Source organism: Pseudomonas sp. B21-054, assembly GCF_026016345.1.
In the GTDB taxonomy this organism is placed as follows: Bacteria; Pseudomonadota; Gammaproteobacteria; order Pseudomonadales; family Pseudomonadaceae; genus Aquipseudomonas.
This window is the reverse complement of sequence record NZ_CP087204.1, coordinates 2317154-2343139: the sequence shown is the minus strand read 5'-3', so window position 1 is coordinate 2343139 and position 25986 is coordinate 2317154. Positions and strand designations below refer to the sequence as shown.

Sequence of the window (25986 nt, the reverse complement as noted above, 5' to 3'; positions counted from 1 at the left end):
TGGTGAGAAATTGATGTTAGTACAGAAATCGAAGGGACCGTTGCCGCCAGATCAAGCCGGTCGTTGACGTCGCTCGACGCACAAGTGATCAGACGATAGCGCCGTTACGGGCCGCGACACCCTTGCTGATACGCGAAAGGTGTCGGGCCCTTATGGAAACTGGGCGATTGACCTATTCAACGGCCGAACGGCTGTTGCGCCAGAATAGGTACGCCAGTCCCACCGGCGCCACCAAAATCGCGAATGACCAGCACATGGCCATGGTGAAAATCTTCACTATCAGCATCAACAGTGCATTCACGAAAAAAACATTGTTGCCCATGATGTAGCCGACAACGCTTTCGTAGACGAATCGAGAGTACGGATAAAGCAATGTGTTGATGATCGCCAACACAATCAGCCCAGGCTTCGCCCCGATTCCTCCAGGGCCGTTGGCCGCCAGGGAGATAATCATCACAGTGAACAGCAGCCCAAAAAGAAACTGGCGGATGTAGTAGCTGGTAGTAAGGCCGCCAAAAGTCTTGGCGAAAAATGAGCGCATAAGAGATCCCTCTAGAATGCTGATTTGAACGAGGCGCCACCCTACCAGCATCATTTATTCACGCAAGATCAAACAGGCTCAGGCCAACGAGTGAATGTCTCTTGCGCAAAAAACGCCGTCGATAAGGCAATCTCCATCAAATGGGCTTAACCACGAATGCGGCGCTCAGTGAAGTCATAATCTTCCTGGCAATCGCCGGAAGGGTCTGACGCCACGTTGACATAGTGCACGGTGTCGGCATCAATCAACTCGTAGGTGTAGACATCAGGCAAACGCACGCCGTCGGTTCTCATTTCGTTCTTGCCACTGCCAGCAGACCAGGTGCCATGTTCGGTTTGAATCGGCTGGGTCTGCTGGGCATCCCGGAAAAAAGTGATGGTGAAGCGACCGTCGGGCTTGAGGTTGTTGTTCCAGGATAGGAACTGGCATTTGCCGTTTTCTGCTCGCAGGCCTTTCCATGAACCAATCAAGGATGGATCATTGGCCGGCTTGTTGGCGGCGCAACCACCGAGCGTTGCAGCCAGGATGACAAGGATCAGGGAGAGATTCCGTTTCACGCGGTGTTTCCTTATTCAAATGAATGCCTTTGCCGGACGACTATTTTTTTGCAGCAAGGAGAGCTGATGAAATTCCATCCACTACGATTAGAAGCTCGAGACTTAAGCCTGGCTCTTTTTGCCTTCAGCCTCATGCTACCAGCCATTAATACGCGCAATGAAGTATGGGAATTTGAGAGTGTCACCTACGGCTACGAAGCTCTCTGCATCGGGTTTCTAGCGTTATTGGGTGACAGTGCTGCCTGGTTGGCCAATCCCTTTTTCATCGTGGCATATTTTTCGCAAAAAAGTGCGAAACGGCGACTGATCAGTTCCTTATGCGCCACGCTGCTCGGTCTATCGTCGTACCTCTACACGAGCATGTGGAATGATGGAGACGGACGTCTGACCGTCACGGGCTACAGCTACGGATTCTATGTATGGCTGTCCTCTTTTTTATGGCTGCTGTTCTTAGCGGCTCGAAAGACCATGAGGGACAGCCAAGCAGTCGATTGCCTGAACGCCCGGTAACTCCCGATAACGCCCCGGCAAATATCGACTCTTGGGCATGTGCTTTTCCAGACACTGAACAAAGCGACCGAGCACTTCTGCGTCCAACTGATTCAGGGAGCGTTGGATACACGCCCCTGACCTGACTGCGCTGAAAGCGGAACATCGAACACACGATCAAACACCCATTGAAAGACCAGCGAGTAAAAAAAGAAAAACACGAACAGTCCCAGGTTCGTCATCAGTGCCAGCCACAGGCTGATGCCTAGCCACGCCCCAATCACGGGGGTCAGAATCAACGTCAAACCGCCTTCAAATCCCAAGGAATGGAGCAGCCGTCGCTGCCAGTTGCGATGATGGCTACGCTGGCGGCGCTCCCACCATTCGAACAGACCATTGAAAAGCATGTTCCAGGCCAGCGCGACAGCAGAAATCACCAGCGACAACAGGGTTGAATAGCCCATGCCCTGGTCGTAGGTCAGCGCCAGCGCCGGCGCCACAAACAGCACGCCGCCGGCTTCGTAGAGTACGGCCTGGAGGATTTTTCGCGGCGTGCCTTGCATCGATGAACTCCTGGGTTGGCTTGGGAGACCACAGCCTGGCAAGTTGAGCGCCTGCGCACAATTGAGCTAAATTGAGCCACGCTCAACCTGAGTAACCTACCCGCCCATGTTCGCCAAACTGCCCCTCACCGCCTTGCGTGGCTTCGAGTCTGCCGCTCGGCTAGGCAGCTTCAAGGCAGCGGCCCTGGAACTGAACGTCAGCCCGGCGGCGATCTCCCACCAGGTCAGGAGCCTTGAAGCCTTCCTTGGCCTGCGACTGTTCGAACGCTCCAGCCAAAACGTGCGCCTGAGCGCCGACGGTGAGCGCCTTCAGCCACAACTGCACCGCGCCCTGCTGGATATCCAGCACGGCTTGCAGACGCTGTCGCCGCCGTGCACTGCGCAGTCCTTGGTCGTGAGCACCACACCGGCGTTCGCCAGCCTGTGGCTGATACCCCGGCTCGGGGACTTTCATCGGTTGCACCCGGCGATAGACATCAACCTGCACAGCAGCAACGACGTGGTGGACCTGAGGCGTGATGCAAGCATCGACCTGGCGATCCGCGCCCTCTTCACACCCGATCCACTGCTGTTCGAGCAGCCGTTGCTGGACGAGTACTTTGGCGTCTATTGCCGCCCCGACTGGCAACCGCCCGCACCGGGTTTGCCCGTGGAACTGATCGATGTGCCGTGGCTGAGTAGCGCGAATGTTGCGGTTGACTGGCCTGCCTGGTGCGCCCAGGCCGGCACCTTGAGCTGGCTGGATAATGCGCGCTTCAGGCGTTATGACCAGGAACAGCATGCATTGCAGGCGGCGATTGCCGGGCATGGGTTGGTGCTTGCCAGCAATGTATTGGTTGCTGAGACGGTTGCGCGTGGGGAACTGGTGGACTATCGCCCTGAGGTTCGCCTGGCGGGGGCGAGATATACGCTGGTGTGCGTGCCGGGGCGGGAGCGGCAAGCGGCGATTCGGGCGTTTAGTGAGTGGGTGCTGGGACAGAGTAACGGCTGAATGGGAAAGACCGTGGAGTTCTCCTCCAGGAGCGTGCTTGCAGTACAGTTACCGAAGATCGCATACGCAAGGTGGAGCTACGATGCTGGACACATTATTGGAGTTCATTTTCGAATATGTGGCGCGGGCGATTTTTTTCCAATCGGTTGGCCGATAGTCAAGCTCATCAGCTTGGGGCGCTACCCGAGTAAAGGTATGTGGTTCAAGGATACGCCCGAGTCGAACTGGACGATGGGATTAGGGATTGCTGCTGCGGTGATTGTGATGATGGTGGCGCTGCACCAGTTTCGGACCCCTTAGCCGTTCTGGGTTGAATGAAGACGAGGCTTCTGTTTTGAGAAAGCGAAAAGTCATCATAGATCGGTTCCGCTTTCACCAGGCAGGCCACCCATCCAGCATGGACAAAAGCCCAGTGGACAGGCGCCTATGGACAGGCAACAGGCGTTCGAGACTGGTGCTTGGTCCATAGGATACGACCATTGATTCTCCCCTCAGACCATGACTCGGTAACCTGAGAGCAATTGCCGCTCAGGTTCTCAACAAACGTCCTTGGATAGCCTTCAGGCTCATATCCACCAAGACGCATCCAGTTTGGATCTGTCGAGGTCACTGATTGATAAGGCATGCAGGCTGCCAATGTGACCAGCGAGAGTGCCAAAACTACTTTTTTCATATAAGTCCTAATCGATCTGGCGCCAACTCCTGGCCGCTATGGAAAAGACTGGGGACAGACCACGGTTTTGAGTTCACTCATCATCAGATCGTGATCTGTTCCCATTTTCTTCCCCCCACCCCGGATGGAGAATACTGAGGGATGACCAGCATCAGCATCTTGACTTCCAGTATCCAACTGGATACGGTCGATTCATGAATTATCTCATCCAGCAAACGCAGACGTTCATTGCCTGGCATTCATCGGTTCGTGATCTGCGAGCAAAAATCGCTATCGCCCGCCGCATTGACCGCGCAGCAGCAGGTAACCTGGGCGATGTGAAACCTGTCGGTGATGGTATTTCAGAATTGCGTGTGGATGTAGGCGCTGGCTACCGGGTCTATTTCACCATGCGCGGTGGAGTGGTCATCGTGCTATTGGCTGGTGGTGACAAGTCTTCACAGAGTGCTGATATCCGGCGAGCGAAGAAATTGGCAAAGGAGATTTGAGCATGAGCCAACACCTGACGACATTTGACATGGCGGCACTACTCGATAGCGATGAAGCGATCAGTGAATACCTTTCTCAGGTGTTGGCTGATGGTGATAGCGAGGAGTTTCTCCGAGCGATCGGCTATGTAGCCAAGGCCCGAGGCATGGCGCAGATCGCTAAAGACTCTGGCATGGGACGAGAAAGCTTGTACAAGGCGTTCGCCCCCGGATCAAAACCGAGATTCGATACCGTACTCAAGGTCATTCATGCGCTAGGCATTGATCTTCATGCGCAGCCTGGGCATGCGACTAATCATTCACCTGCCTGAAGGGTGAATCAGACAGCGTGGGAAACCGGGGACAGCAGGCCCCATCCGGGAATCATCGTTGAGGGCAACCAATCTTGAATCGCCTGAGAGAGAGCGCCTCGTTACGCGCGTCTTTTTCGTGCTGAGCTTTCATGGTGAAGCTGCCGTCTTGGTAGCTGCGAGCCATGGCTTGGTTGTTTCGGTCGATTTCACTGTAAATGCGCGCGCACTCAGTGGCCATTGCTGCCGGTTCGGTTGGAATGGGTGCATTTTCGACGTCGAGAACATATTGAGATTTCTGATAGGCGCAGCCAGCCAGTGCGGCGGCCGCTAAAAACGTCACTGCTATTTTGTACATGAGACATCTTTATCTCAGGTAGCAAACTCGTTTCAATGAAGAACCCTGCGGCTCTCCCCAATCCTGATGCGATCGAGCGCACGGTTTAGTGCATCCAAGGCGTCTAGAAGCGCTTTTGCTTCAGCTTCACGACCATCCCCCCAAAGACGCTCAGCCATTTTATTGAGGGCCAGGATCGATCTCTCGATATCAGCCGCAGTTGCTGGCTTGGAATCTGCCGACTGTTTCGTCGTCATCCGGTTCCTCCGCATGGATTGGGTTGCGAACGAATGGAAAAGGGACCGGCTAGTGGGTGCCTCCTTTTCATTAATTTAGCTCAGGACTTAGGCCCGCCACAGTGGAAGAGTCCCTTCGAAAAGTGAAAAGGCTCGATGCAGGAAACTATTGAAGCGAGCGGCATCACGCCGCAGCCCTGCCTGTTGACCACCAATCAGGCACAGATGGGCCACCTGCCCCATCACTTCTGCTTGGCCTGGCATATGGACCAAGCGGCGGCACGTGCGTACTGCGAAGTCCAGTCGTCTTGTGTCAACACGCTGCTGAAACTCGCCTACCAACGGATCGTGCAACGACCAGGCTCGGATGGACACTTCCCGCCCAGGTTGTTTCTCAGCGGCAATACTCAAGTAGCGTTTCAAGATTTCGCCCGCGCTACGACCCTGCGCCGCATAAGCGAGCATGCGCTCCGTGTAGTCTTCTTCCCAAGCAGCCAGCAAGGTGCGGACGAAGTCTTCGCGATTGCGGAAATGGTGATAGAACGATCCGCGGGTCACATTCAACCGGCGCGATAGACTCTCGGCCGAAACGCCAATGTGTCCTGTTTGGTCGAGGGCCTCAAAACCCGCCGCGATCCAGTGGTAACGCGTTAGTGTGCTCACCCGTTATTTCGCTCCATATTTAGCGCCATACAGACTGTGTATGGTGCGCAACCGATTGATACGCTGCGAACACCCGCAGATGGCCGTCGCGTTTTGCACGCCAGCACATGTCATGGAGTTCGCCTTGAAGAAAATCGTTCTGGTTGCTTTCGACCAATTCACCGATATCGACCTCTTCCTGATGTGGGACATCTTAGGCCGCAACACTGAGGACTGGCACGTCCGAATATTGGGTTCTAGTCCTATCGTGCGATCGGCGCACGGCTTGCCTGTTTCGGTACACGGTCCGCTTTCCGAGGCCAACAGTGCCGACGCGGTATTGTTCGTCAGCGGCAAGGAGGGAGTACCCGCTGCCCTTGCCGCCCCGGATTTCCTGCCGTCGTTTGAACTTGACGCTGGGCGCCAGCGAATCGGCTCCATATGCGCCGGCGCTTTCATTCTGGAACGGCTTGGGCTGCTCAGCGGTCAAGCGACTACACACCCGGATGCACGATCGAGCTTGCAAGCGCTGGGACTTGAGCCCGTAGACCAGCCTCTTGTCTGCCAGGGGAACGTTGCAACCGCTGGCGGATGCCTTTCGGCGCTCTATCTGGTGGGGTGGTTGGTGGAATCCTGGTTCGATGCCGACAAGCGCCGCGCGACGTTGCTCCCTGTTCTACCTGCTGGGCAGCAAGCGCTCTATGATGCCTTGATCGGGCGCAGTATCCGACAGGGTGACAAGGAACGCGGCATGGCATGTCGTCCAATCAATCGTTAGAACTCAGGAGAGATCCCCGATGCGCCGAGAATTTGAGCTCATTATGCCCGTGCCAGTCCCCTCGAGATCCGGCATCATCCACCTTTACCAGTCGATGAACCTGGCGGACGCTTTTGCGATTCGGCTCCCTGCGGGCACATCTGGCAATCCGGATTTGCTAGCTCGATTCATCCTTTCCCACCAGCCATCCTGGATCGGATGGCTCACGAACGTCCGTGACGCTGTCGTTGCCTGTTTTGGGCTCAAGACAGCCAAGCATCTGGCATCACTTGCTAATCGGATTGGACCCTTCAAGGTCTACAGCACGAACCAGGCTGAAATCGTGTTGGGAGAGGACGACAAGCACCTCGACTTCCGGATATCGATCCTATGTTCTGGAGAGGCAGAGCCAGAAGGCAGTCGCCAACTCGTTTTTTCAACCGTGGTCCAGTGCCACAACCGTCTAGGCCGGGTCTACATCTTCATGATTGCCCCATTTCACCGCTTGGTCGTCAAGGCCAGCCTTCTCCGCGCAGCGCGCGTCGGTTGGCCTCTGGCTACCTGTCCCTAAGGTTGTGTCTATCTCTCGACAATCAGCCACAGTTACCGTTTAGGAATCTTGTTTATCACTTGAAAAGTACATTGCACCGGGTACACCACTCTTCAGCTGCGCTCCGGTTCATTGGGAAACGGAAGGGAGGATGACTTGTATCGGCAACGGTCAAAATCAGTGAGAAGTTTATGAATCTACGTCGGATCTCGTCGGCTGGAACGCTCATGCCTGCCCCATCGACTACTCGAAGAACGCCGCCCGACACCCTGCTGTCAACCTGTTGCCACTCATACTGCCAGCCTGTTACCCAAGTGAGGTCTTGAATTTGATAGTCGCCGGTGGCGCTTTGGCATTGAGCGAGTTTCTTGTTGGAGAGGTCAAAGACAAAAAACAAGGGGTTTGGATAGCCGAGCAGCTGAGTATCGTCAAGGCTCAAGCCCTCTTTCAGGTTGATGGATGCTACAAGTGCTTTTGCTCGTCTCTTGCGCCATATCAAGTACCAGATGGTGAGGCAAAAAATAGAAAAAGAAGCCACGAAGAGCTGACGTCCTTCGACTGTAAGTTTGTCGGGCGAAAACCGTATCACGCCCCACAAGAGTCCTATCGTCGCAAGCCCCGATACCCAGGCGGCGGGGATCACTATACGGTTAGCGAGGCCAGCTCCGAGCGTCCCCAAACAACTTTTCATAACTGTTGGCCGGCTAATTTCTTCAGTCCTCCAGAGCCATCATCGACGTATGCAAATATGCCCAGAAATGCAGCTAGCTCACGGGCGAGCTGTTTCTGTTGGTTGACTTTTTTCCCGAGGATACGGCGAGCGATTAACAAGCGCCCGTTTTCATACTCGACATAATGACTGTAGGACGTGTGAAAAACTGCCGGATGGCCGTCGGGTTTGAGCACTACTCGCAGCGGTGTGCGTTTCGTTAGCCGATACCGCCCGAGGAAAGCCACGCCAGACGACTGCACAGCCAGTGAAGCACGCTCGCTGATATCTCTGCCCAGTTGATATACCCACCCCATCACAACAAGGCTTGCGAGGACAATGCCCGGCCATTCCCTCCCAGGTAACGACAACCCGGTCGATAAGCTGATACAAAAAACTGCCGTGATGCCCCAGGGTGCCTGGCGAAGCAGTGGGACGAAGAGCAAACGACCGATGCCGATCTTCGGTCGGATGATGAAAACCTCGTTGGAGCCAAGTGATGTCATCCGTAATCTTCTATCGCAGCCTGGCTTGTTAGTTCTTGCAGACCACCTGCGGAGGCGCAGCAGGCGTCAGCTTTTTGGGAATGACAATTGGAGTGCCAGGTAAAGTGGCGAGTTCGAAAACCCCCAATATGCAAAGAAGCGCTTGCCCACCTTCATTGTTTGGCATGCTACCCACTCCTGCCAAAGCTTCGTAGTCTTTTCCTGGTTCCAGCGTGTAAACGAGCGCCTGGGCACCGCAGGACGAGTAAGTGCTGCCATAGCTACCAATGGTCGCGCCCAGGGTCGCAATTTGGAAGGGTAAATCAGCCCTGACGCGATACTCGGTTACGACCTCTTTATACACCCCTTCGCCCATCCGAATGGCAGGGATGTACTGAGTCAGAGTGGGCGAAACTCTTTTCGGCATACCAACGCTCGCCGGCTTCAGGGGGTGCTGGGGATAGTTGATGTTCGCCGTCCCGTCTCCCCCGAAACGTCCGGCTTCAGCCATCTTATGACGGGTAGCAGGCGCACAACTGCCTGTGATGCTATCTCCGTACACACTGGAGTTCGTGATAACGCGAACACGCGCCAATCCTTCTGATTGAGCAGGCTCTTCGTATGGAACTGAAGGTATTCCAGAGCAACCAGTAAGTGCTACAGCAAAAAAAGTTACGAAAGCGACAACCCGCATGACCATGTCCTTGTGTACTCGATAACTCCAAAAAAAAACCCGACACTATGGCCGGGCTTTTTGTGCACTCCTACGTACGCAAGAATGACAGGATGAATAGATGATGGCTTGTTGGCTCGCCGGGCGTCAAACAGCTTTTGTCTCACGTCCAACATCGCCTTGGCGGACACAAGAGCATCAGATGCCCGCCCCGATCAACCGACGCTGGTCAGGTAGGATCGCATTACTTGGCTTTTGCGCTCTTAATGTCACTTATGATTTTCTGCGAAATAGCCTGAACCTGCTCCTGAGTCATAGCCGACATGACGCCTTCCCAGGCAGACGACGACGTGTCGTACGTCCGAGTCCCAATCAGGCGGCCTGATCTCAAGTCCGAGTAATCGACACTGGAATTGACCCACGCATTTCCCACCATGACCCCAGCTCCGTAGCGCGCGCCAGGGGTCAGGTAACGGAAATTGGTCACGTTGATCTTGATACCGACACCGTCTTTACCCTGAAGGCTCGGCGCCTTGGTTTCCACAAGGTTGTAACCGGCACGGGTTGCTTCCGCTTGCAGCGCTTCATTCCATTCCTGCTTCAAACGAGGCCAGTCCTCGTTTTGTTCAACCTTGCTGTTTCCCTGGAAGTTGACCACTAGGTTCTGCTTGGCTGACTCCCGAATGACCAGCGCTTGAGTGCCGCCGCTCTTCACAGAGGCAGCGCAGCCGCCCAACATGAAAATGGCAACGGCGCAGGACAGTGCAGTCGAAAGCTTGGATGTATTCATTGAATTTCCATATCCATAAATGGGTTTAAAGAGATGAGGCGTTCCAGCCGGACCAGATGATCGCACAGGTTGAACGCGCAGAATCTAGCATGAAAAAAAACAGGCACGCCCAGGAAGCTGCGCTTATGGAGTCACCCGACCGGGTCGCCAGAATCTGAAACCATATAAAGGTCTGGAGCACCTCGAGAAGGCTCGATTCAGAACAGCAATGATCAAGGTGGCATTGGCTGCTCTGATGGATCGGGACTGACGTCATGATCGACTGACGAAGCTTTCGGGGGGATCCAATAGGCATCTCTCACTTCATCCAAAGCCTGCCACGGTTGTGTACCGAACCTCGCGTTTTGGCAGTCCGGTTCGTGGACAAACTGGAGCTGCCTGTCTTGCTCAGGCTGCTCTACACCGCAGCGTCTGCATTTCACGGTCTGATTACGAAGAATCCAGCTTTCGTGCCAGGAGATCAGCTTTTCGAGGGGCGTCACTTTTCACATTCCGCTTAAAAACCTGTACAAAAATATAATTTATGTACAGCTTCTGTGCCACCCCATCGTTCTGTCATACCCTCATCGGCCGCACTACAGCTCGTGGGCTTCTTTGCCGCGACCGCCCCTACGCCATGAGTTTCGAGCAAGCCAGGGAGATGAAAATCGTGGCGTGGCGAATTTATCCAACTCACGCGCATACGCCTGGCATACCGATCAGCCCCTGTCGCCGGAATCAGTGATGGCGACAATTCGTTGGAGGAAACAGGGGACAGACCAGGAATACGTTGAGGTGGGCGCCGAACTGGCGTTGTAAGTGGAGGTTTTGCAAAAGTTTTGACAAAAAAAAGGGCCCACCTTTCGGTGAGCCCTTCTAGACCGCCCAGCAGAGCGGATTTTGTTTGGTAGGCGCGATTGGACTCGAACCAACGACCCCCACCATGTCAAGGTGGTGCTCTAACCAACTGAGCTACGTGCCTGCTGTGAGGCGGCATTCTACGGAATTCCAAAGGGGTGTCAATACCTTTTTTTTACCTAACCCTATGAATATGCAAAATATTTAATTTCACCAATACGACGAAGATTCAGGGGGTGGCTGGCGGCCAATTTTTATCTCGGGTAGGATCGGCGCATTCGTAAAAAATATAAAACAGAGGTTCCAGAATGGCGAACACACCGTATCCAGAGTCTTATTACGCCGCGTCGGCCAACCCGGTTCCTCCGCGCCCAGCTCTACAGGATGACGTCGAGACGGATGTTTGCGTGATCGGCGCTGGCTACACCGGCCTGTCCTCTGCGCTGTTTTTGCTGGAGAACGGTTTCAAGGTCACGGTGCTTGAGGCGGCGAAGGTGGGCTTTGGGGCTTCGGGTCGCAATGGCGGGCAGATCGTTAACAGTTATAGCCGCGACATCGATGTGATCGAGCGCAGTGTCGGTCCGCAGCAGGCGCAGTTGCTGGGCAATATGGCGTTTGAGGGCGGGCGGATCATTCGTGAGCGGGTGGCGAAGTATCAGATTCAGTGCGATTTGAAGGACGGCGGTGTATTCGCTGCGCTCACCGCTAAACAGATGGGCCATCTGGAGTCGCAGAAGCGTTTATGGGAGCGTTTCGGCCACACCCAGCTGGAGCTGCTGGATCAGCGGCGTATTCGCGAGGTGGTGGCTTGCGAGGAGTATGTGGGCGGCATGTTGGACATGAGCGGCGGGCATATTCATCCGCTCAACCTGGCATTGGGCGAAGCGACGGCTGTGGAGTCCCTTGGCGGAGTGATTTACGAGCAGTCGCCGGCGGTGCGTATCGAGCGTGGCGCCAGCCCGGTCGTGCACACGCCGCAGGGTAAGGTCAGGGCCAAGTTCATTATCGTGGCGGGCAATGCCTACCTGGGCAACCTGGTGCCGGAGCTGGCGGCCAAGTCCATGCCGTGCGGTACTCAGGTGATCGCCACTGAGCCGTTGGGTGATGAGCTGGCTCGCCGCCTGCTGCCGCAGGATTATTGCGTTGAAGACTGCAACTACCTGCTCGATTACTACCGGCTGACGGGGGACAAGCGTCTGATCTTCGGTGGCGGCGTGGTGTATGGCGCGAGGGATCCAGCGAATATCGAGGCGATCATTCGTCCGAAGATGCTCAAGGCATTCCCGCAGCTCAAGGATGTGAAGATCGATTACGCCTGGACCGGAAATTTCCTACTGACGTTGTCGCGTCTTCCGCAGGTCGGGCGCCTGGGGGATAACATCTACTATTCCCAGGGCTGCAGCGGCCATGGCGTGACGTATACGCACCTGGCGGGCAAGGTCCTGGCCGAGGCGCTACGTGGTCAGGCTGAGCGTTTTGATGCGTTTGCGGACCTGCCCCACTACCCTTTCCCTGGCGGGCAACTGTTGCGCACGCCGTTCGCGGCGATGGGTGCCTGGTATTACGGGTTGCGGGATAAATTGGGGTTCTGAAGCTGCCAACAACAAGGGCTGCTTCACGCAGCCCTGCGGGGATAAATCCCCTCGCCACAGCAAGCTCCCTCGTCACAGGTTTGTTCCAGTCTCATTTCGCCAAAAACAAAAAACCCCGGTCTTTCGACCAGGGTTTTTGCTATCGACCAGAAGATAGCTCTGCAGCTTTCTTCTTAGCTTCAAGGCGTTCAGTGGGCCTCGAAGCAGATATGGCGCAGCGGACGGGACTCGAACCCGCGACCCCCGGCGTGACAGGCCGGTATTCTAACCGACTGAACTACCGCTGCGTATCGCTATGGACTTGCGTCCAGTTAACTCGTCTGATCAAAACCCTTGGGCTTCAATCTCGAATCAGGCGAACCTGCTTCGGAAAATATGGCGCAGCGGACGGGACTCGAACCCGCGACCCCCGGCGTGACAGGCCGGTATTCTAACCGACTGAACTACCGCTGCGCGTCGGTGGAGGCTTTTGACAGCTTCCGTTTTGCTTTCGCAAAACTCTCGTAAAACATGGTGGGTGATGACGGGATCGAACCGCCGACATTCTGCTTGTAAGGCAGACGCTCTCCCAGCTGAGCTAATCACCCTTTGCTTCGTTGAGGCCGCGAAATTTACGCAGGTACCGAAGCTAAGTCAATAGCAGGGTTGAAGTTTTTTCAAAACAGTTTCAAACGGCACGGGCAACCGTGCTCACTCATAAATCATTTTCTTGGTCATGCCGCCGTCCACCACGAACTCCTGGCCCGTGACGAATCCGGCATTGCGCGACAACAGCCAGGCCACCATCGCCGCCACGTCCTCCACCGTACCAACCCTGCCCGTCGGATGCTGGGCGTGATCGGCGTCGGTCAGTGGCTGCGCACGACGTTGGGATGGGTCGCGGGCATCGATCCAACCGGGGCTGACGGCATTGACCCGGATCTCCGGCCCCAGGCTGATCGCCAGGGCATGGGTCAGGGCCAGCAAGCCACCCTTGCTCGCCGCATAGGCTTCGGAGTCGGGCTCCGATTGCGCGGCACGGGTCGAGGCCAGGTTGACGATGGCGCCGTTGTGGGCGCGCAGATACGGCGCGCAATGCTTGGCTAGCAACATCGGCCCGCCAAGATTCACGGCCAGGACACGATTCCAATAAGCCAGGTCCAGGCTTTCCAGGGTGATGTTGTGCGGGTCGGCGATGGCCGCATTGCACACCAACGCGTCGAGCCGCCCGAACTGCCCAAGCACTTCGGCGACGCAGGTGGCGACTTGCGACTCGTCCGATACGTCCATGGCGATGAACCAGGCGTTATCGCCCAACGTCTTCGCGACCTTGGAACCGCGTTCGCGGTCCAGGTCAGTCAGTACGACCTGCCAACCTTCACAGATCAGCCAGGCGGCAATGCCCAGGCCGATGCCCCGCGCGGCGCCCGTAACCAGGGCAACCCGGCCATGAGTGCCACTTGGAGGCGTTGCCAGCTCAATCACAAGGCCGCCAACCCGCGAGCCAGGTCGGCTTGCAAATCGGCCACGTCTTCCAGGCCGACCGCGACACGGATCAGGCTGTCACGAATTCCCGCCGCTTCACGCTCCTGGGGCGACAGACGGCCGTGGGAGGTGGTGCTTGGGTGAGTGATGGTGGTCTTGCTGTCACCCAGGTTGGCGGTGATGGAGATCAGCCGGGTAGCGTCGATAAAGCGCCAGGCGCCCTCCTTGCCCCCTCTGACCTCGAAACTCACCACGGCACCAAAACCGCGCTGCTGACGCGTGGCCAGATCATGTTGCGGATGGCTCTTGAGTCCGGCGTAATGCACTTTCTCGACGCCGTCCTGCTGCTCCAGCCACTCGGCCAGGGCTTGGGCGTTGGCACAGTGGGCTTTCATGCGCAGGCCCAGGGTTTCCAGGCCCTTGAGGAAGATCCAGGCGTTGAACGGGCTGAGGGTCGGCCCGGCGGTACGCAGGAAGCCCACGACTTCTTTCATCTGCTCGCCACGACCGGCCACCACGCCGCCCATGCAACGCCCCTGGCCGTCGATGAACTTGGTCGCCGAATGCACCACCACGTCCGCGCCCATTTTCAGCGGTTGTTGCAGCGCCGGAGTGCAGAAGCAGTTATCGACCACCAGCATCGAGCCTTTGGCGTGGGCGATTTCCGCCAGCGCCGCGATGTCCACCAGCTCGGCCAAAGGGTTGGAAGGCGACTCGACGAACAGCAACTTGGTGTTGGCCTTGATCGCGGCATCCCAAGCGGACAAGTCCGCCAGGGGTACGTAATCAACCTCCACGCCAAAGCGCTTGAAGTACTTTTCGAACAGGCTGATGGTCGAACCGAAGACGCTACGCGACACCAGCACGTGGTCACCAGCGCTGCACAGGCTCATCACCACGGCCATGATCGCGGCCATGCCGGTGGCGGTGGCCACGGCTTGCTCGGCGCCTTCCAGGGCGGCGATGCGCTCTTCGAATGCCCGCACGGTCGGGTTGGTGTAGCGCGAGTAAACGTTGCCCGGCACTTCGCCGGCAAACCGCGCCGCCGCATCGGCAGCGGTACGGAACACGTAGCTGGAGGTGAAGAACATCGGATCGCCATGTTCGGCTTCCGGCGTGCGGTGCTGGCCGGCGCGAACCGCCAGGGTATCGAACGCTACGCCTTCAAGGTCGCTGTCCAGCCGACCGGCATCCCAATCCTGACTCATGCTGTCACTCCTGAAATCGATTTAAACGCAAACCGGCCCCTCAGGGCCGGTTCGTCAATCAGTTGTTGTACAGATCGATGATCGCACTGACCGCCTGAGTCTTGGCCTTGGACGCATCGTTACGAGCGTTCTCGATCTTGTTCAGGTAGGCCTCGTCGATGTCGCCGGTGACGTACTTGCCGTCGAACACCGCGCAGTCGAACTGCTCGATCTTGATCTTGCCGCCACCGACCGCTTCGATCAGGTCCGGCAGGTCCTGGTAGATCAACCAGTCGGCACCGATCAGGTCAGCCACTTCCTGGGTGGTGCGGTTATGAGCGATCAGCTCATGGGCACTCGGCATGTCGATGCCGTAGACGTTCGGGTAGCGCACGGCCGGGGCCGCAGAGCAGAAATATACGTTCTTGGCACCGGCTTCGCGGGCCATCTGGATGATCTGCTTGCAGGTGGTGCCGCGCACGATGGAGTCATCCACCAGCATCACGTTCTTGCCGCGGAACTCCAGCTCGATGGCGTTGAGCTTCTGGCGTACGGATTTTTTCCGCGCAGCCTGGCCGGGCATGATGAAGGTACGGCCAATGTAGCGGTTCTTCACGAAGCCTTCGCGGAACTTGACGCCCAGGTGGTTCGCCAGCTCCAGGGCCGAAGTACGGCTGGTGTCCGGGATCGGGATGACCACGTCGATGTCGTGATCCGGACGCTCGCGCAGGATCTTGTCTGCCAGCTTCTCGCCCATGCGCAGGCGGGCCTTGTAGACCGAGACGCCGTCGATGATCGAATCCGGACGCGCCAGGTAGACGTGTTCGAAGATGCACGGGGTCAAGGACGGGTTGGTCGCGCACTGACGGGTGTACAGCTTGCCGTCTTCAGTGATGTAGACCGCTTCGCCCGGGGCCAGGTCGCGAATCAGGGTGAAGCCCAGTACGTCCAGGGACACGCTTTCGGAGGCGATCATGTACTCGACGCCTTCGTCGGTGTGACGCTGGCCGAACACGATCGGGCGGATGCCGTGCGGGTCGCGGAAACCGACGATACCGTAGCCGGTGATCATCGCCACCACCGCGTAGCCGCCGACGCAACGGTTATGCACGTCGGTCACAGCGGCGAACACGTCTTCTTCGGTCGGCTGCAACTTGCCGCGCTGGGCCAGCTCATGGGCGAACACGTTGAGCATCACTTCCGAGTCGGAATTGGTGTTGACGTGGCGCAGGTCCGATTCGTAGATCTCCTTGGCCAGCTGCTCGACGTTGGTCAAGTTGCCGTTGTGCGCCAGGGTGATGCCGTACGGCGAGTTGACATAGAACGGCTGGGCTTCAGCCGAGGTCGAGCTGCCCGCGGTCGGATAGCGCACGTGGCCAATGCCCATGTGGCCGACCAAGCGCTGCATGTGACGCTGGTGGAACACGTCACGCACCAGGCCGTTGTCCTTGCGCAGGAATAACCGGCCGTCATGGCTGGTCACGATACCGGCAGCGTCCTGGCCGCGGTGCTGGAGCACGGTTAGCGCGTCATACAGCGCCTGATTGACGTTCGACTTACCGACGATACCGACGATGCCACACATGCGACGCAACCCCTACTTAATGGATCTGAACTGAACAACACTCACTGCGGCGTTTTGGCCGTCGGCAAGAGGTGTTCCTTGAACGGTATTTCAGCGGGTACGCTGATACCGCTGGCAAGCCACTGACTGCTCCAACCCAGGATCAGGTTTTTGGACCAGTCTGCGACCAATAGAAATTGTGGCACGAGCCGAGACTCCTGCCACCACGTATCCTGTTGCACCGGCCCCAGGCTCAGGAGCCCGACGGCCACGACCACCAGCAACGCGCCACGCGCCGCGCCGAAGGCCATGCCCAGGAACCGGTCCGTCCCGGAAAGCCCGGTGACGCGAATCAGTTCGCCGATCAGATAATTGATCATTGCGCCGACCAGCAAGGTGGCGATAAACAAGATGGCACAGCCCGCGATCACGCGAGCCGAAGGCGTTTCGATGTATCCGGCGAGGTACTGGGACAGCGAACCACCAAACAACCAGGCTACGACCCCCGCGATAATCCAGGTCAGCAGCGAGAGGGCTTCCTTGACGAAGCCGCGGCTCAGGCTGATCAATGCGGAGATGGCGACGATCGCAACGATCGCCCAGTCAACCCAGGTAAATGGCACGGTGCAGCCTACAGACGGATAAGGCGGCGCATTTTAGCAGAGCGCAGAGCTGTCGGTAAGCTGCACGATTCAAATCAGCTGAATCGCTGTCAGCCGCGCTCCGGCTGGAAGCGCACCACGAAGCCCTTGAGGTTTTGCTGACGGCTGAGCAGGTCGCGCAGGCGATCGGCCTCGGCACGCTCGATCAACGGACCGACAAACACGCGATTCTTGCCATCGGCGGAGCGGATGTAGGCGTTGTAGCCCTGGCTGCGCAGGGTTTTCTGCAGGCTTTCAGCACTTTCGCGACTGGTCAGGCTGGCCAATTGCACCGACCAACTGACCGACAGGCCGTTGGCATCCACGCGGCTTTGCGTAGTGTCCGGCTTGGTCGTTGCGGCGGTAATCGGCTGGCTTGGCGGCGGCTTGACCGCCGGAGCGGCAGGGACCGGGGTTGGCGCAACAGGCGGCTTGCTCGGTGCGACAGGCGCAGGCGTTGCAGGCGTCGGTGCAATGGGCATCGAAGGCGCCGGTTGTTCGGCCAGCTCCTCATCGCTCGGGACAGGCTCCTGGGGCAGCGCCTGCGGCTCGGGCACTGCCACGGGCTCGACCTGCACAGGCGGCACGGACGGTGCCTGGGGAGCGGCGGGCGCATCGACCGTGACCTGGCGCTGCTCGTCCTGGCGGGAAAACAGCATCGGCAGGAAAATCACGGCCAGGGCCACCAATACCAAGGCCCCTACCATGCGCTGCTTGTACGCTTTATCCAGCAATGCCATCTGCAGCTTCCTCCGTGGCGTGCCGGGCCAACCATTGAAGGGCCTCGGCAACACAAAAAAATGATCCGAACAGCAGAATCTCGTCTTCGGCCGTCGCCAGGGCACACTGCCCTTCCAGCGCGGCGGCCACGCTGTCGTAGGCTTGCACCGAAGCACCGCGCTGCTGCAAGGCTGCCTGCAGCTCGGCCGCCGGCCGCGAGCGCGGCGAATCCAGCGGCGTCACCGCCCATTGCTGGACACTAGCACCCAACGCGTCGACTACGCCATCCAGATCCTTGTCGGACAATAGCCCGAACACCGCCAGGCGCCGCCCCGCAACCGGGCGCCGCGCCAGGCGCTCGGCCAGGTAATGCGCCGCATGGGGGTTGTGGCCGACATCCAGCAGCAGGTTCAGGCGCTTGCCCTGCCAATCGAACTGCCGCCGATCCAGGCGCCCGACAACGCGGGTCGCTTGCAAGGCGTCGACAATTTCCCCAGCCGCCCACGGCAAACCCAGCAACAGGTAGGCCTGGAGCGCCAGTGCGGCGTTTTCCATCGGCAGGTCCAGCAGCGGCAGATCGTGCAGCTCCACCGGGTTGCCCTGGGCGTCACTGCCGCGCCATTGCCAATGCTGCTCGGTCATCGCCAGATCGAAGTCCCGACCGCGCAGGAAGAACGGGCAGCTCAGTTCGCGGACCTTGTCCAGCAACGGCTGAGGGGGATTGAGATCGCCACAAAGCGCAGGCGCGCCCTGGCGAAAGATACCGGCCTTCTCGAAAGCCACGGATTCGCGGGTGTCACCCAGGTAATCGGCATGATCCACGCCGATACTGGTGACCAGTGCGATGTCCGCATCCACCAGGTTGACCGTATCGAGCCGCCCGCCCAGGCCGACTTCCAGCACAACGGCATCCAGGCCACTGCGGGCGAACAGCCAGAACGCCGCCAGGGTGCCCATTTCGAAATAAGTGAGGGACGTCTCGCCCCGCCCGGCTTCCACCGCGGCAAAGGCTTCGCACAGCTCGGCGTCAGTGGCTTCGACGCCGTTGACTTGCACCCGCTCGTTGTAGCGCAGCAGGTGCGGCGAACTGTACACACCGACACGCAGCCCCTGGGCCCGCAGCAGCGAGGCCACGAAGGCACAGGTAGAACCCTTGCCGTTGGTGCCGGTGACGGTAATGACCCGGGGCGCCGGCTTGACCAGTCCCATGCGGGACGCTACCGCTTGCGAGCGCTCCAGCCCCATGTCGATGGCCGACGGATGCAACTGCTCGAGGTAGGCAAGCCAGTCGCCCAGGGTACGTTGGATCATAGGCCAGCAGGCGCCGGTGGAACCACGATCGGCTCGATCGGTGCGGCGACGAATTTCGGCGTCGGCAGGCCCATCAGTTGAGCCAGCAGGTTACCCAGACGCGGACGCAGCTCCTGGCGATGAATGATCATGTCGATGGCGCCGTGCTCCAGCAGGAACTCACTGCGCTGGAAGCCTTCCGGCAGTTTTTCCCGCACGGTCTGCTCGATCACGCGCGGGCCGGCAAAGCCGATCAGGGCCTTCGGTTCGCCGACAATCACATCACCCAGCATCGCCAGGCTGGCGGAAACGCCGCCGTAGACCGGGTCGGTCAGTACCGAGATGAACGGAATGCCTTCTTCACGCAGACGCGCCAGCACCGCGGAGGTCTTGGCCATTTGCATCAGGGAGATCAGCGCTTCCTGCATCCGCGCACCGCCGGAAGCGGCGAAGCAGATCATCGGGCAACGGTTTTCCAGGGCATGGTTGGCGGCACGAACAAAGCGCTCACCGACGATGGCGCCCATGGAACCGCCCATGAAGGAGAATTCGAAGGCCGAGACCACCACCGGCATACCCAGCAAGGTGCCGCTCATGGACACCAGGGCATCTTTTTCGCCGGTCTGCTTCTGGGCCGCGGTCAGGCGGTCCTTGTATTTCTTGCCGTCGCGGAATTTCAGACGGTCCACGGGCTCCAGGTCGGCGCCCAATTCAACACGGCCTTCGGCATCCAGGAAAATGTCGATACGGGCACGCGCGCCGATGCGCATGTGGTGGTTGCACTTGGGGCAAACGTCCAGGGTCTTTTCCAGCTCGGGGCGGTACAGCACCGCTTCGCAGGATGGACATTTGTGCCACAGACCTTCAGGCACCGAGCTTTTCTTCACCTCGGAACGCATGATCGAAGGGATCAGTTTGTCTACCAACCAGTTGCTCATGCTTTCTTTCTCCAGTACCGGCGGCCCGAACACTGTGGTTCGCGGCCCCGCGTATGCCCTTGAGCTAAATTCATTGTGCGGCGAGTCGAAGGGCCGCCACGGTCAGTGCGAAACGTGACCTGCGTGCAGCCCAACCTTCCTCTGCCATCCCGGCAACCGCTGCAGCGCGGTTACCACTTCGCTATCGGCCCACCCGGAGGCGGCGCCTGCCTGCTTTGTACAGTGCTGGTATGGACGGCGGCAGTCTGCCAGCCGTCACATCGACAACTGGCTGCTGCGTACAGCGGCCATGAATGCACGAATCCTTGCTGGATCCTTGATGCCTTTGCTCTGCTCCACCCCGCCGCTCACGTCCACTGCGTAAGGGCGCACCTGGCGAATGGCCTCGGCCACGTTTTCCGCCGTCAAGCCACCGGCGAGGATAATCGGTTTGCCCAGGCCTTGCGGCACCAACGACCAGTCGAACGCTTCACCGGTGCCTCCAGGAACACCCTCTACGTATGTGTCCAGCAAAATACCGCTGGCACTGGCATAGGTTTCGCAGCTGGCCGCAATGTCATCCCCGGCCTTGACCCGCAACGCCTTGATGTACGGACGATGCCAGCCTTCACAATCGGCCGGCGTCTCGTCGCCGTGAAACTGCAACAGCGCCAGTGGCACCGCATCGAGGATCTCGCCCAACTCGCAACGACTGGCATTGACGAACAGGCCCACGGGGGTCACGAACGGCGGCAAGGCCTGGATAATCGCCCTCGCCTGCTGCACCGTCACCGCTCGTGGGCTCTTGGCATAAAACACCAACCCGATGGCATCGGCCCCGGCCTCGACCGCCGCCAACGCGTCCTCGACGCGGGTGATCCCGCAAATCTTGCTGCGAACGACCGGCATGTCGTTAAAACCTCAGGCAAATCCGTGAAAGTCCCGGATGGTAGCAAATGCTACGCAGGGCGTCAGCCGTCGAGTTCCGAGAAGCCCGTGAGGAAATGCGGCCCGATATACCGCTGCGGCAGCTCGAATTCGTCGTGATATTCGACCTGCACCAGATACAAGCCAAACGGATGCGCCGTCACGCCACCGGAACGGCGGATACGGCTTTCGAGCACTTCCTTGATCCATTCCACCGGCCGCTCGCCCGCGCCGATGGTCATCAGCACGCCGGCGATGTTGCGCACCATGTGGTGCAGGAACGCGCTGGCGCGGATGTCGAGCACGATCATTTTGCCGTGCCGGGTCACGCGCAGGTGGTGCAGCTCCTTGATGGGCGACTTGGCTTGGCACTGACCGGCGCGGAAGGCGCTGAAATCATGGACGCCGACCAGGTATTGCGCGGCCTCGGCCATGCGCTCGACGTCCAGCGGACGGTGGTTCCAGGTGATTTCTTCGTTCAGGTGCGCCGGGCGGATCTGATCGTTGTAAATCACATAGCGATAACGCCGGGCGATGGCTTTGAAGCGGGCATGGAAATGCGCGGGCATCGACTTGGCCCAACTGACACTGACGTCATGAGGCAAGTTGATGTTGGCACCCATCACCCAAGCTTTCATCGAACGCTCGACCTGGGTGTCGAAATGCACCACTTGGCCGCAGGCGTGCACACCGGCATCGGTACGGCCGGCGCAATGCAGCGACACGGGCGAATCGGCGACTTTGGACAGGGCGTTTTCAAGGGTTTCCTGCACCGTCAGTACACCGGAAGCCTGCCGCTGCCAGCCACGATAGCGCGAGCCCTTGTATTCAACGCCCAGGGCGATCCGGAAAAAGCCTTCGGCCGCCATTTCGGCAGCCGGGTTGTCTATGTTTGCCAAGGAATTACAGCCTGCTGAGGTACGCAAAGGCGGGCATTATAAGGCGGCCGGGGTGGGATGCCAGCGCAACCGTTGATCCTGGGGGGAATGGGCAGACGCCATCGCGAGCAAGCTCGCTTCCACATTTATTTGTCAGCCCCTTGTGGGAGCGAGCTTGCTCGCGATGGCGCCCGCAAAGCCCCCTCAAATTTCCGCCCCAAACAAAAACGGCAGCCTCATCGGCTGCCGCTTTTGTTCACCCGATCCTCTCAGACCAGGCGCGCCAGCATTTCCTGCGCTTCGCTCTTCTGCGTAGCGTCGCCTTCGCTGAGGACTTCGCCGAGGATATCCCGGGCGCCGTCGCTGTCGCCCATGTCGATGTAGGCCTGGGCCAGATCGAGCTTGGTCGCCACTTCGTCGGTGCCGCTGAGGAAATCGAAGTCCGGCTCGTCTTCAGCGCCGACCAGGGCGTCATCGGCGGTGAAGGTCGGCAGGCTCAGGTCGTCAGACAGGCGATCGAGTTCCGCGTTGACGTCATCCAGCTCGGACTCGAAAGCATCTTTTGGCTTGTCCTGGGCATCCATTTCATCGGCCAGGGACAGGTCGAAATCCGCCGGCAGTTCGAGGTCGTCGGCCGGCGTGTCAGCCAAGGCTGGCGTGTCGGCCTCAGGCAAGTCCAAGCCCTTGAGGTCGTCGCCCAGGTCCAGCAGGAAGTCTTCGTCATCGAGGGCCGGCATCGGGGCATCGGCGCCCAGGTCCAGGTCAAACTCTGACAGGTCGTCCAGGCTTTCGTTGGCTTCGGTCTGTTGCTTGAGCACCGACTCGAAACTCAGGTCGTCATCTTCCGGGAACGCGTCCAGCTCGGCGACAGGCTCGGGGGCCGGCGCGACGGGCGTGGCCTCCATATCATCCAGGCTCAGGTCGAAGGCGCTGTCCAGTTCCTCATCGGTCGGCACCTTGTCTTCCAGCAGGTCCTTGACGTACTGCGCGTCCAGCTCCGCAGCCACGGCCGCAGCGGCCAGCCCGGCAGTGGCGGCGACCACCATGGCCGGGAAACGGCTCTTGAGCTGTTCGACCTGGGCGTAGTTTTCGCCATTGGCCACCAGCTGACGCTCCTGGGCGACGAAGGCGTCGCGGTCGCCCTGCTGGCCGTAGACTTCCATCAGCTTGAGGCGCAAGTCGCTGCGCTGAGGCTCGGCCTTGATGCCTTGCTCAAGCAGATCCGCCGCCTGGTTCAAGCGACCGCGGTCGATATGGGACTGGGCCTGGGGCAGCACATCGTCGGAGCGCTCGGCGGCCGGCGCCACCAATGGCGCCGCGATAGGCGGCGTGACGATCACTGGTGCGACCAACGGGGCCGGCTTGGGCATGGGTTTAGGGGCCGGTGTTGGCTCGAGCTTTACGCTTGGCGGTGGAACATCAATGCCCTCGAAGCTGCTCGGGGGCAGATCGAGCTCCGGGGAGAAGTCGGCCTCCTCCTCGAGGGCTCGGGCCATGCGCAAGTGTTTCTCCGCTTCTTGCTGGGCCTTGCGACGGCGGGCGAGCAACAACAGCAGCAACAGCAGGACCAGTGCGCCGCCGCCAATCAATCCCAGCAGGATCGGGTTGGTCAGCAGGTCGTTGTACTTTTGCGTGTCGGAAGCAGGTGTCGGTTCGACCGGTGCAACTGGCGGCGTTGCCTCAGGGGACGCTTCAGGCGCAGGGGCCGGAACCGTCGCCGGGGTTTGCACCGCTGGCCCAGGGGTCAACTCTGCGGACATCGCCGGGGGCGCTTCACCGGCAGGCGGGACAGCGCTGCCGTCGGCCTGCATCTTGGCCAGTTGATTGTTCTTCAGCTCGATCAGGCGCTGCAGCTTGTCCAGCTGGCTTTGCAGATCGGCCATGCGGCTTTTCAGTTCTTCGTTGTCCCGGCGAGCCGAGTCGAGGCTTTCCTGGGTGACCGCGAGCTTGTTGCTCAGGGCCTGGGCGTCGCCGGCAGCGCCTTTGCCCTTGCCACCCGCTTTCGCAGATTCGGCCGACACCAGGCTCAAATTATCGCGACCGGCGGCCTGCGCCGGCGCACCTTCACCGCGACCACGCTTGGTCGCGTCCAACTGCTGCTGCCCATTGCGCGCCACGCCCGGACGCCCCTGGCGCCAGGCGGCATTCTGCGCAGCCACTTCGGCGATGGCCTGGGGTTGCGGCAGCGCGGTGCTTTGCACAGGGTCTGGCAGGCGCAGCACCTGGCCGGTCTTGAGCAGGTTGATATTGCCATTGATAAAGGCTTTGGGGTTCAACGCCTGGATCGCCAGCATGGTTTGCTGGACCGACCCGCCGTTGCGCACCTTGGCCGCGATTTCCCACAGGGTATCGCGCGGCGTGGTGGTGTACTGGGAGGGCTTGGTGGCCCCGGTAACCGGTGTGGACACAACCTGGGTCGGCTTCGCCCGCGCCGCCTCAGCAGCCTGCGGCGAGAATTTGGACGGATCGAGCAACACGCTGTAGTCGCGCAGCAGACGGCCGTTGGGCCACATCACCTGCACCAGGAATTTGACCATCGGTTCAGACAGCGGCTGACTGGAGGTCACCCGCAGGACGCTTTTGCCATTGGCGTTGATCACCGGGGTAAAGGCCAGATCGTTGAGGAAAGCCTTGCGGTCGACCCCAGCCTTGGCGAAGTCATCGGGCGAGGCCAGGCTCGGTACGACTTCGGCGGCAGTCAGTTGCTGGACATCGAGCAACTCGATCTCGGCGACCAGAGGCTGGTTCGGCGGCGACTTGAGGGTCAATTCCCCGAGTCCGAGCGCTTGCGCCATACCGGAGGACAGCGCCGAGGCGGCCGCTATTGCTAACACCAGTTTGCGAACTTGAACCATAGCCTCTTCCTTTGTTTGAACATTCCTCGGCCAGCGAGAAGGTGTTGATGCCGCTGCCGTAAGGCATTGCGCGCAGCCCCGAAGCGACGGCGCGCGCGATCGTTTCATTCATGCCCCGGAGGGATGTTCGCCTTCAACGCTCTGGCCAAGCATAGCGCCCAGCTAGAATGATTCGACAAATTGTTGCCAAGTATCTTTTACAGCAGGTCTTTTATCAACAACTCAGCCACCTGCACTGCATTGAGCGCCGTGCCCTTGCGCACGTTATCTGACGTCAGCCACATATTTAGTTCCGCCGGATCGTCGATGCCACCGCGTACACGACCGACATACACCACATCCTGCCCCACCGCATCGCCCACCGGCGTCGGGTAATCGCCCGCTTCCACCAGCTCGATACCGGGCGCCGCTTCCAGGGCCGCGTTGACCTTCGCCAGGTCGATGGCGTTGGCAGACTGCACAGTCACGCTAAAGCTATCGCCGAAAAACACCGGGGCTTGAATGCAAGTGACGGAAATCTTTAATAAAGGTTGATTCAGCACCTGGCGCAACTCACGGACCAGACGCTTTTCCAGTGGCGTATGACCCTGTTCGTCCGGGGCACCGACCTGGGCCAGCAGGTTGAACGCCATCTGCCGGTCAAAGAACGTCGGCTCCACGGGGCGGGCGTTAAGCAGCTCCGCGGTCTGGCGCGCCAGTTCGCTCACAGCGACACGGCCCTGGGCGGATACAGCGAGGCTGGCGGTCACGCTGATGCGCTGTAACTCCAGGTCGTCGCGCAGCGGTGCCAGGGCGACCGCCAGTATGGTGGCCGACGAGCTCGGACTGCTGACCTGAAAGGGTTTGCCCAGTCCGACCAGCACCTGGGCATTGGCTTCGGGCACGATCTGCGGCGCCTGTTCCGGCGGCAAGGCACCGGACAGGTCGATCAGCGCGCAACCGGCAGCCGTGGCCCGTGGCGCAAAACTCAGGGTCACCGCCGGGCCGGCGGCGAAGAACACCAGTTGGACTTTGCTGAAGTCGAACTCATCGACCTCACGCACCCGCACGTTTTTGCCGCGAAACATCACCGAACTGCCTGCCGATTCGCTGCTGGCCAGCAGGTGCAGGTTGCCCACCGGGAAGTCCCGCTCTTCGAGAATCTGGACGAGGGTTTCGCCGACAGTACCGGTGGCGCCGATCACGGCAATATCAAAGGACTGGCTCATGGGTCTACCTCAGGTAAAACGTGGGGAGCGGCACTTTACCGGGTGGCGGGTATGCAGGCAATTGGCTGGGGGGACTTGCAGTGCCTGGGCTGGCCCCATCGCGAGCAAGCTCGCTCCCACAGGTTTTGCGGTCAC

General features: G+C 59.3%; 27 protein-coding genes, 4 tRNA genes and 1 pseudogene. 7 read left to right on the top strand and 25 right to left on the bottom strand.

The features are described 5' to 3' along the window. Nucleotides 1–172 precede the first annotated feature (172 nt). Together LOY70_RS10520 and LOY70_RS10515 are read right to left on the bottom strand one after the other, a co-directional pair. A complete protein-coding gene (locus tag LOY70_RS10520) occupies nucleotides 173–541 on the bottom strand; it encodes a hypothetical protein (RefSeq protein WP_265036087.1) in 369 nt (122 codons plus the stop codon). Nucleotides 542–687: 146 nt separating this feature from the next. After that, nucleotides 688–1098, bottom strand: coding sequence for a hypothetical protein (locus tag LOY70_RS10515; protein WP_265036085.1), 411 nt, complete (start codon nucleotides 1096–1098; stop codon nucleotides 688–690). A gap of 66 nt (nucleotides 1099–1164) precedes the next feature. Between LOY70_RS10515 and LOY70_RS10510 the strand changes: the two genes are divergently transcribed. Further along, complete coding sequence (locus LOY70_RS10510) at nucleotides 1165–1608, top strand: hypothetical protein (protein WP_265036084.1); 444 nt, start codon at nucleotides 1165–1167, stop codon at nucleotides 1606–1608. A 92-nt stretch (nucleotides 1609–1700) separates the two neighbouring features. Here the strand turns inward: LOY70_RS10510 and LOY70_RS10505 are convergent, their stop codons facing one another. Continuing rightward, nucleotides 1701–2150, bottom strand: coding sequence for a PACE efflux transporter (locus LOY70_RS10505; RefSeq protein WP_265036082.1), 450 nt, complete (start codon nucleotides 2148–2150; stop codon nucleotides 1701–1703). A gap of 106 nt (nucleotides 2151–2256) precedes the next feature. Here LOY70_RS10505 and LOY70_RS10500 point away from each other — a divergent pair, with 106 nt between their 5' ends. The 3 genes from LOY70_RS10500 (at nucleotide 2257) to LOY70_RS10490 (ending at nucleotide 4613) form a co-directional block, all read left to right on the top strand. Next, nucleotides 2257–3141 carry a LysR substrate-binding domain-containing protein gene (locus LOY70_RS10500; protein ID WP_265036080.1) on the top strand — a complete coding sequence of 295 codons (885 nt, stop codon included), beginning with the start codon at nucleotides 2257–2259 and terminating at the stop codon, nucleotides 3139–3141. A gap of 867 nt (nucleotides 3142–4008) precedes the next feature. Continuing rightward, a complete protein-coding gene (locus LOY70_RS10495; RefSeq protein WP_265036078.1) occupies nucleotides 4009–4302 on the top strand; it encodes a type II toxin-antitoxin system RelE/ParE family toxin in 294 nt (97 codons plus the stop codon). Nucleotides 4303–4304: 2 nt separating this feature from the next. Further along, on the top strand, nucleotides 4305–4613 hold the full coding sequence (locus tag LOY70_RS10490; RefSeq protein WP_025212841.1) for an addiction module antidote protein: 309 nt from the start codon (nucleotides 4305–4307) through the stop codon (nucleotides 4611–4613). A gap of 52 nt (nucleotides 4614–4665) precedes the next feature. On the opposite strand, the gene LOY70_RS10485 is transcribed toward LOY70_RS10490, so the two are convergent. The 3 genes from LOY70_RS10485 to LOY70_RS10475 form a co-directional block, all read right to left on the bottom strand. After that, on the bottom strand, nucleotides 4666–4950 hold the full coding sequence (locus LOY70_RS10485; protein WP_265036076.1) for a hypothetical protein: 285 nt from the start codon (nucleotides 4948–4950) through the stop codon (nucleotides 4666–4668). Nucleotides 4951–4982: 32 nt separating this feature from the next. Then, complete coding sequence (locus tag LOY70_RS10480; RefSeq protein WP_025212839.1) at nucleotides 4983–5186, bottom strand: hypothetical protein; 204 nt, start codon at nucleotides 5184–5186, stop codon at nucleotides 4983–4985. A gap of 87 nt (nucleotides 5187–5273) precedes the next feature. Next, nucleotides 5274–5828, bottom strand: coding sequence for a TetR/AcrR family transcriptional regulator (locus LOY70_RS10475; RefSeq protein WP_265036073.1), 555 nt, complete (start codon nucleotides 5826–5828; stop codon nucleotides 5274–5276). A gap of 124 nt (nucleotides 5829–5952) precedes the next feature. Between LOY70_RS10475 and LOY70_RS10470 the strand changes: the two are divergent. Together LOY70_RS10470 and LOY70_RS10465 are read left to right on the top strand one after the other, a co-directional pair. After that, a pseudogene (locus LOY70_RS10470) lies at nucleotides 5953–6575 on the top strand (DJ-1/PfpI family protein); the annotation flags it as partial. A 29-nt stretch (nucleotides 6576–6604) separates the two neighbouring features. Continuing rightward, nucleotides 6605–7135 carry a DUF2867 domain-containing protein gene (locus LOY70_RS10465; protein WP_265036069.1) on the top strand — a complete coding sequence of 177 codons (531 nt, stop codon included), beginning with the start codon at nucleotides 6605–6607 and terminating at the stop codon, nucleotides 7133–7135. Between the two features lie 55 nt (nucleotides 7136–7190). Here the strand turns inward: LOY70_RS10465 and LOY70_RS10460 are convergent, their stop codons facing one another. The 5 genes from LOY70_RS10460 to LOY70_RS10440 all read right to left on the bottom strand — a co-directional run bounded on the left by LOY70_RS10460 (nucleotide 7191) and on the right by LOY70_RS10440 (nucleotide 10732). Continuing rightward, entirely contained in the window at nucleotides 7191–7652 is a 462-nt protein-coding gene (locus tag LOY70_RS10460; RefSeq protein ID WP_265036067.1) for a hypothetical protein, read from the bottom strand. A 149-nt stretch (nucleotides 7653–7801) separates the two neighbouring features. Then, the gene (locus tag LOY70_RS10455; protein WP_265036065.1) at nucleotides 7802–8329 is read right to left on the bottom strand and encodes a hypothetical protein; all 528 of its coding nucleotides are present in this window, start codon (nucleotides 8327–8329) and stop codon (nucleotides 7802–7804) included. 28 nt (nucleotides 8330–8357) lie between these two features. After that, nucleotides 8358–9002 (bottom strand): hypothetical protein, encoded by a 645-nt coding sequence (locus tag LOY70_RS10450; protein WP_265036063.1) that lies wholly within the window; start codon nucleotides 9000–9002, stop codon nucleotides 8358–8360. A 223-nt stretch (nucleotides 9003–9225) separates the two neighbouring features. After that, complete coding sequence (locus LOY70_RS10445) at nucleotides 9226–9771, bottom strand: hypothetical protein (protein ID WP_265036061.1); 546 nt, start codon at nucleotides 9769–9771, stop codon at nucleotides 9226–9228. Nucleotides 9772–10655: 884 nt separating this feature from the next. Further along, nucleotides 10656–10732 (bottom strand) — tRNA-Val (locus LOY70_RS10440). A gap of 184 nt (nucleotides 10733–10916) precedes the next feature. Between LOY70_RS10440 and LOY70_RS10435 the strand changes: the two genes are divergently transcribed. Next, a complete protein-coding gene (locus tag LOY70_RS10435) occupies nucleotides 10917–12200 on the top strand; it encodes an NAD(P)/FAD-dependent oxidoreductase (protein WP_265036059.1) in 1284 nt (427 codons plus the stop codon). 210 nt (nucleotides 12201–12410) lie between these two features. Here the strand turns inward: LOY70_RS10435 and LOY70_RS10430 are convergent. From LOY70_RS10430 to LOY70_RS10365, 14 genes are all read right to left on the bottom strand, one after another. Continuing rightward, nucleotides 12411–12487, bottom strand: a tRNA-Asp gene (locus tag LOY70_RS10430). A gap of 89 nt (nucleotides 12488–12576) precedes the next feature. Then, nucleotides 12577–12653, bottom strand: a tRNA-Asp gene (locus LOY70_RS10425). A gap of 58 nt (nucleotides 12654–12711) precedes the next feature. Beyond that, nucleotides 12712–12787: transfer RNA gene (locus LOY70_RS10420), tRNA-Val, on the bottom strand. Nucleotides 12788–12890: 103 nt separating this feature from the next. Then, complete coding sequence (locus LOY70_RS10415; protein ID WP_265036057.1) at nucleotides 12891–13664, bottom strand: SDR family oxidoreductase; 774 nt, start codon at nucleotides 13662–13664, stop codon at nucleotides 12891–12893. Next, nucleotides 13661–14872: an O-succinylhomoserine sulfhydrylase gene (locus LOY70_RS10410; protein ID WP_265036055.1), complete on the bottom strand. Its 1212-nt coding sequence runs from the start codon at nucleotides 14870–14872 to the stop codon at nucleotides 13661–13663. Before LOY70_RS10410 ends, LOY70_RS10415 begins: the two co-directional genes overlap by 4 nt. Nucleotides 14873–14930: 58 nt before the next feature. Continuing rightward, complete coding sequence (purF, locus tag LOY70_RS10405; RefSeq protein WP_025212828.1) at nucleotides 14931–16436, bottom strand: amidophosphoribosyltransferase; 1506 nt, start codon at nucleotides 16434–16436, stop codon at nucleotides 14931–14933. Nucleotides 16437–16477: 41 nt separating this feature from the next. After that, nucleotides 16478–17038 carry a CvpA family protein gene (locus tag LOY70_RS10400; protein ID WP_025212827.1) on the bottom strand — a complete coding sequence of 187 codons (561 nt, stop codon included), beginning with the start codon at nucleotides 17036–17038 and terminating at the stop codon, nucleotides 16478–16480. A gap of 89 nt (nucleotides 17039–17127) precedes the next feature. After that, on the bottom strand, nucleotides 17128–17796 hold the full coding sequence (locus tag LOY70_RS10395; protein ID WP_265036052.1) for an SPOR domain-containing protein: 669 nt from the start codon (nucleotides 17794–17796) through the stop codon (nucleotides 17128–17130). Next, on the bottom strand, nucleotides 17780–19087 hold the full coding sequence (gene folC / locus LOY70_RS10390; RefSeq protein ID WP_265036050.1) for a bifunctional tetrahydrofolate synthase/dihydrofolate synthase: 1308 nt from the start codon (nucleotides 19085–19087) through the stop codon (nucleotides 17780–17782). The genes LOY70_RS10395 and folC overlap by 17 nt, the downstream gene beginning before the upstream one ends. Continuing rightward, nucleotides 19084–20004 (bottom strand): acetyl-CoA carboxylase, carboxyltransferase subunit beta, encoded by a 921-nt coding sequence (gene accD, locus LOY70_RS10385; RefSeq protein ID WP_123414410.1) that lies wholly within the window; start codon nucleotides 20002–20004, stop codon nucleotides 19084–19086. Before accD ends, folC begins: the two co-directional genes overlap by 4 nt. A 255-nt stretch (nucleotides 20005–20259) precedes the next feature. Next, nucleotides 20260–20892: a phosphoribosylanthranilate isomerase gene (locus LOY70_RS10380; protein WP_265036048.1), complete on the bottom strand. Its 633-nt coding sequence runs from the start codon at nucleotides 20890–20892 to the stop codon at nucleotides 20260–20262. Nucleotides 20893–20954: 62 nt separating this feature from the next. After that, the gene (truA, locus tag LOY70_RS10375; protein ID WP_123342947.1) at nucleotides 20955–21779 is read right to left on the bottom strand and encodes a tRNA pseudouridine(38-40) synthase TruA; all 825 of its coding nucleotides are present in this window, start codon (nucleotides 21777–21779) and stop codon (nucleotides 20955–20957) included. 278 nt (nucleotides 21780–22057) lie between these two features. After that, complete coding sequence (locus LOY70_RS10370) at nucleotides 22058–24643, bottom strand: FimV/HubP family polar landmark protein (protein ID WP_265036046.1); 2586 nt, start codon at nucleotides 24641–24643, stop codon at nucleotides 22058–22060. 197 nt (nucleotides 24644–24840) lie between these two features. Next, the gene (locus LOY70_RS10365) at nucleotides 24841–25851 is read right to left on the bottom strand and encodes an aspartate-semialdehyde dehydrogenase (protein WP_265036044.1); all 1011 of its coding nucleotides are present in this window, start codon (nucleotides 25849–25851) and stop codon (nucleotides 24841–24843) included. Between the last annotated feature and the right edge of the window lie 135 nt (nucleotides 25852–25986).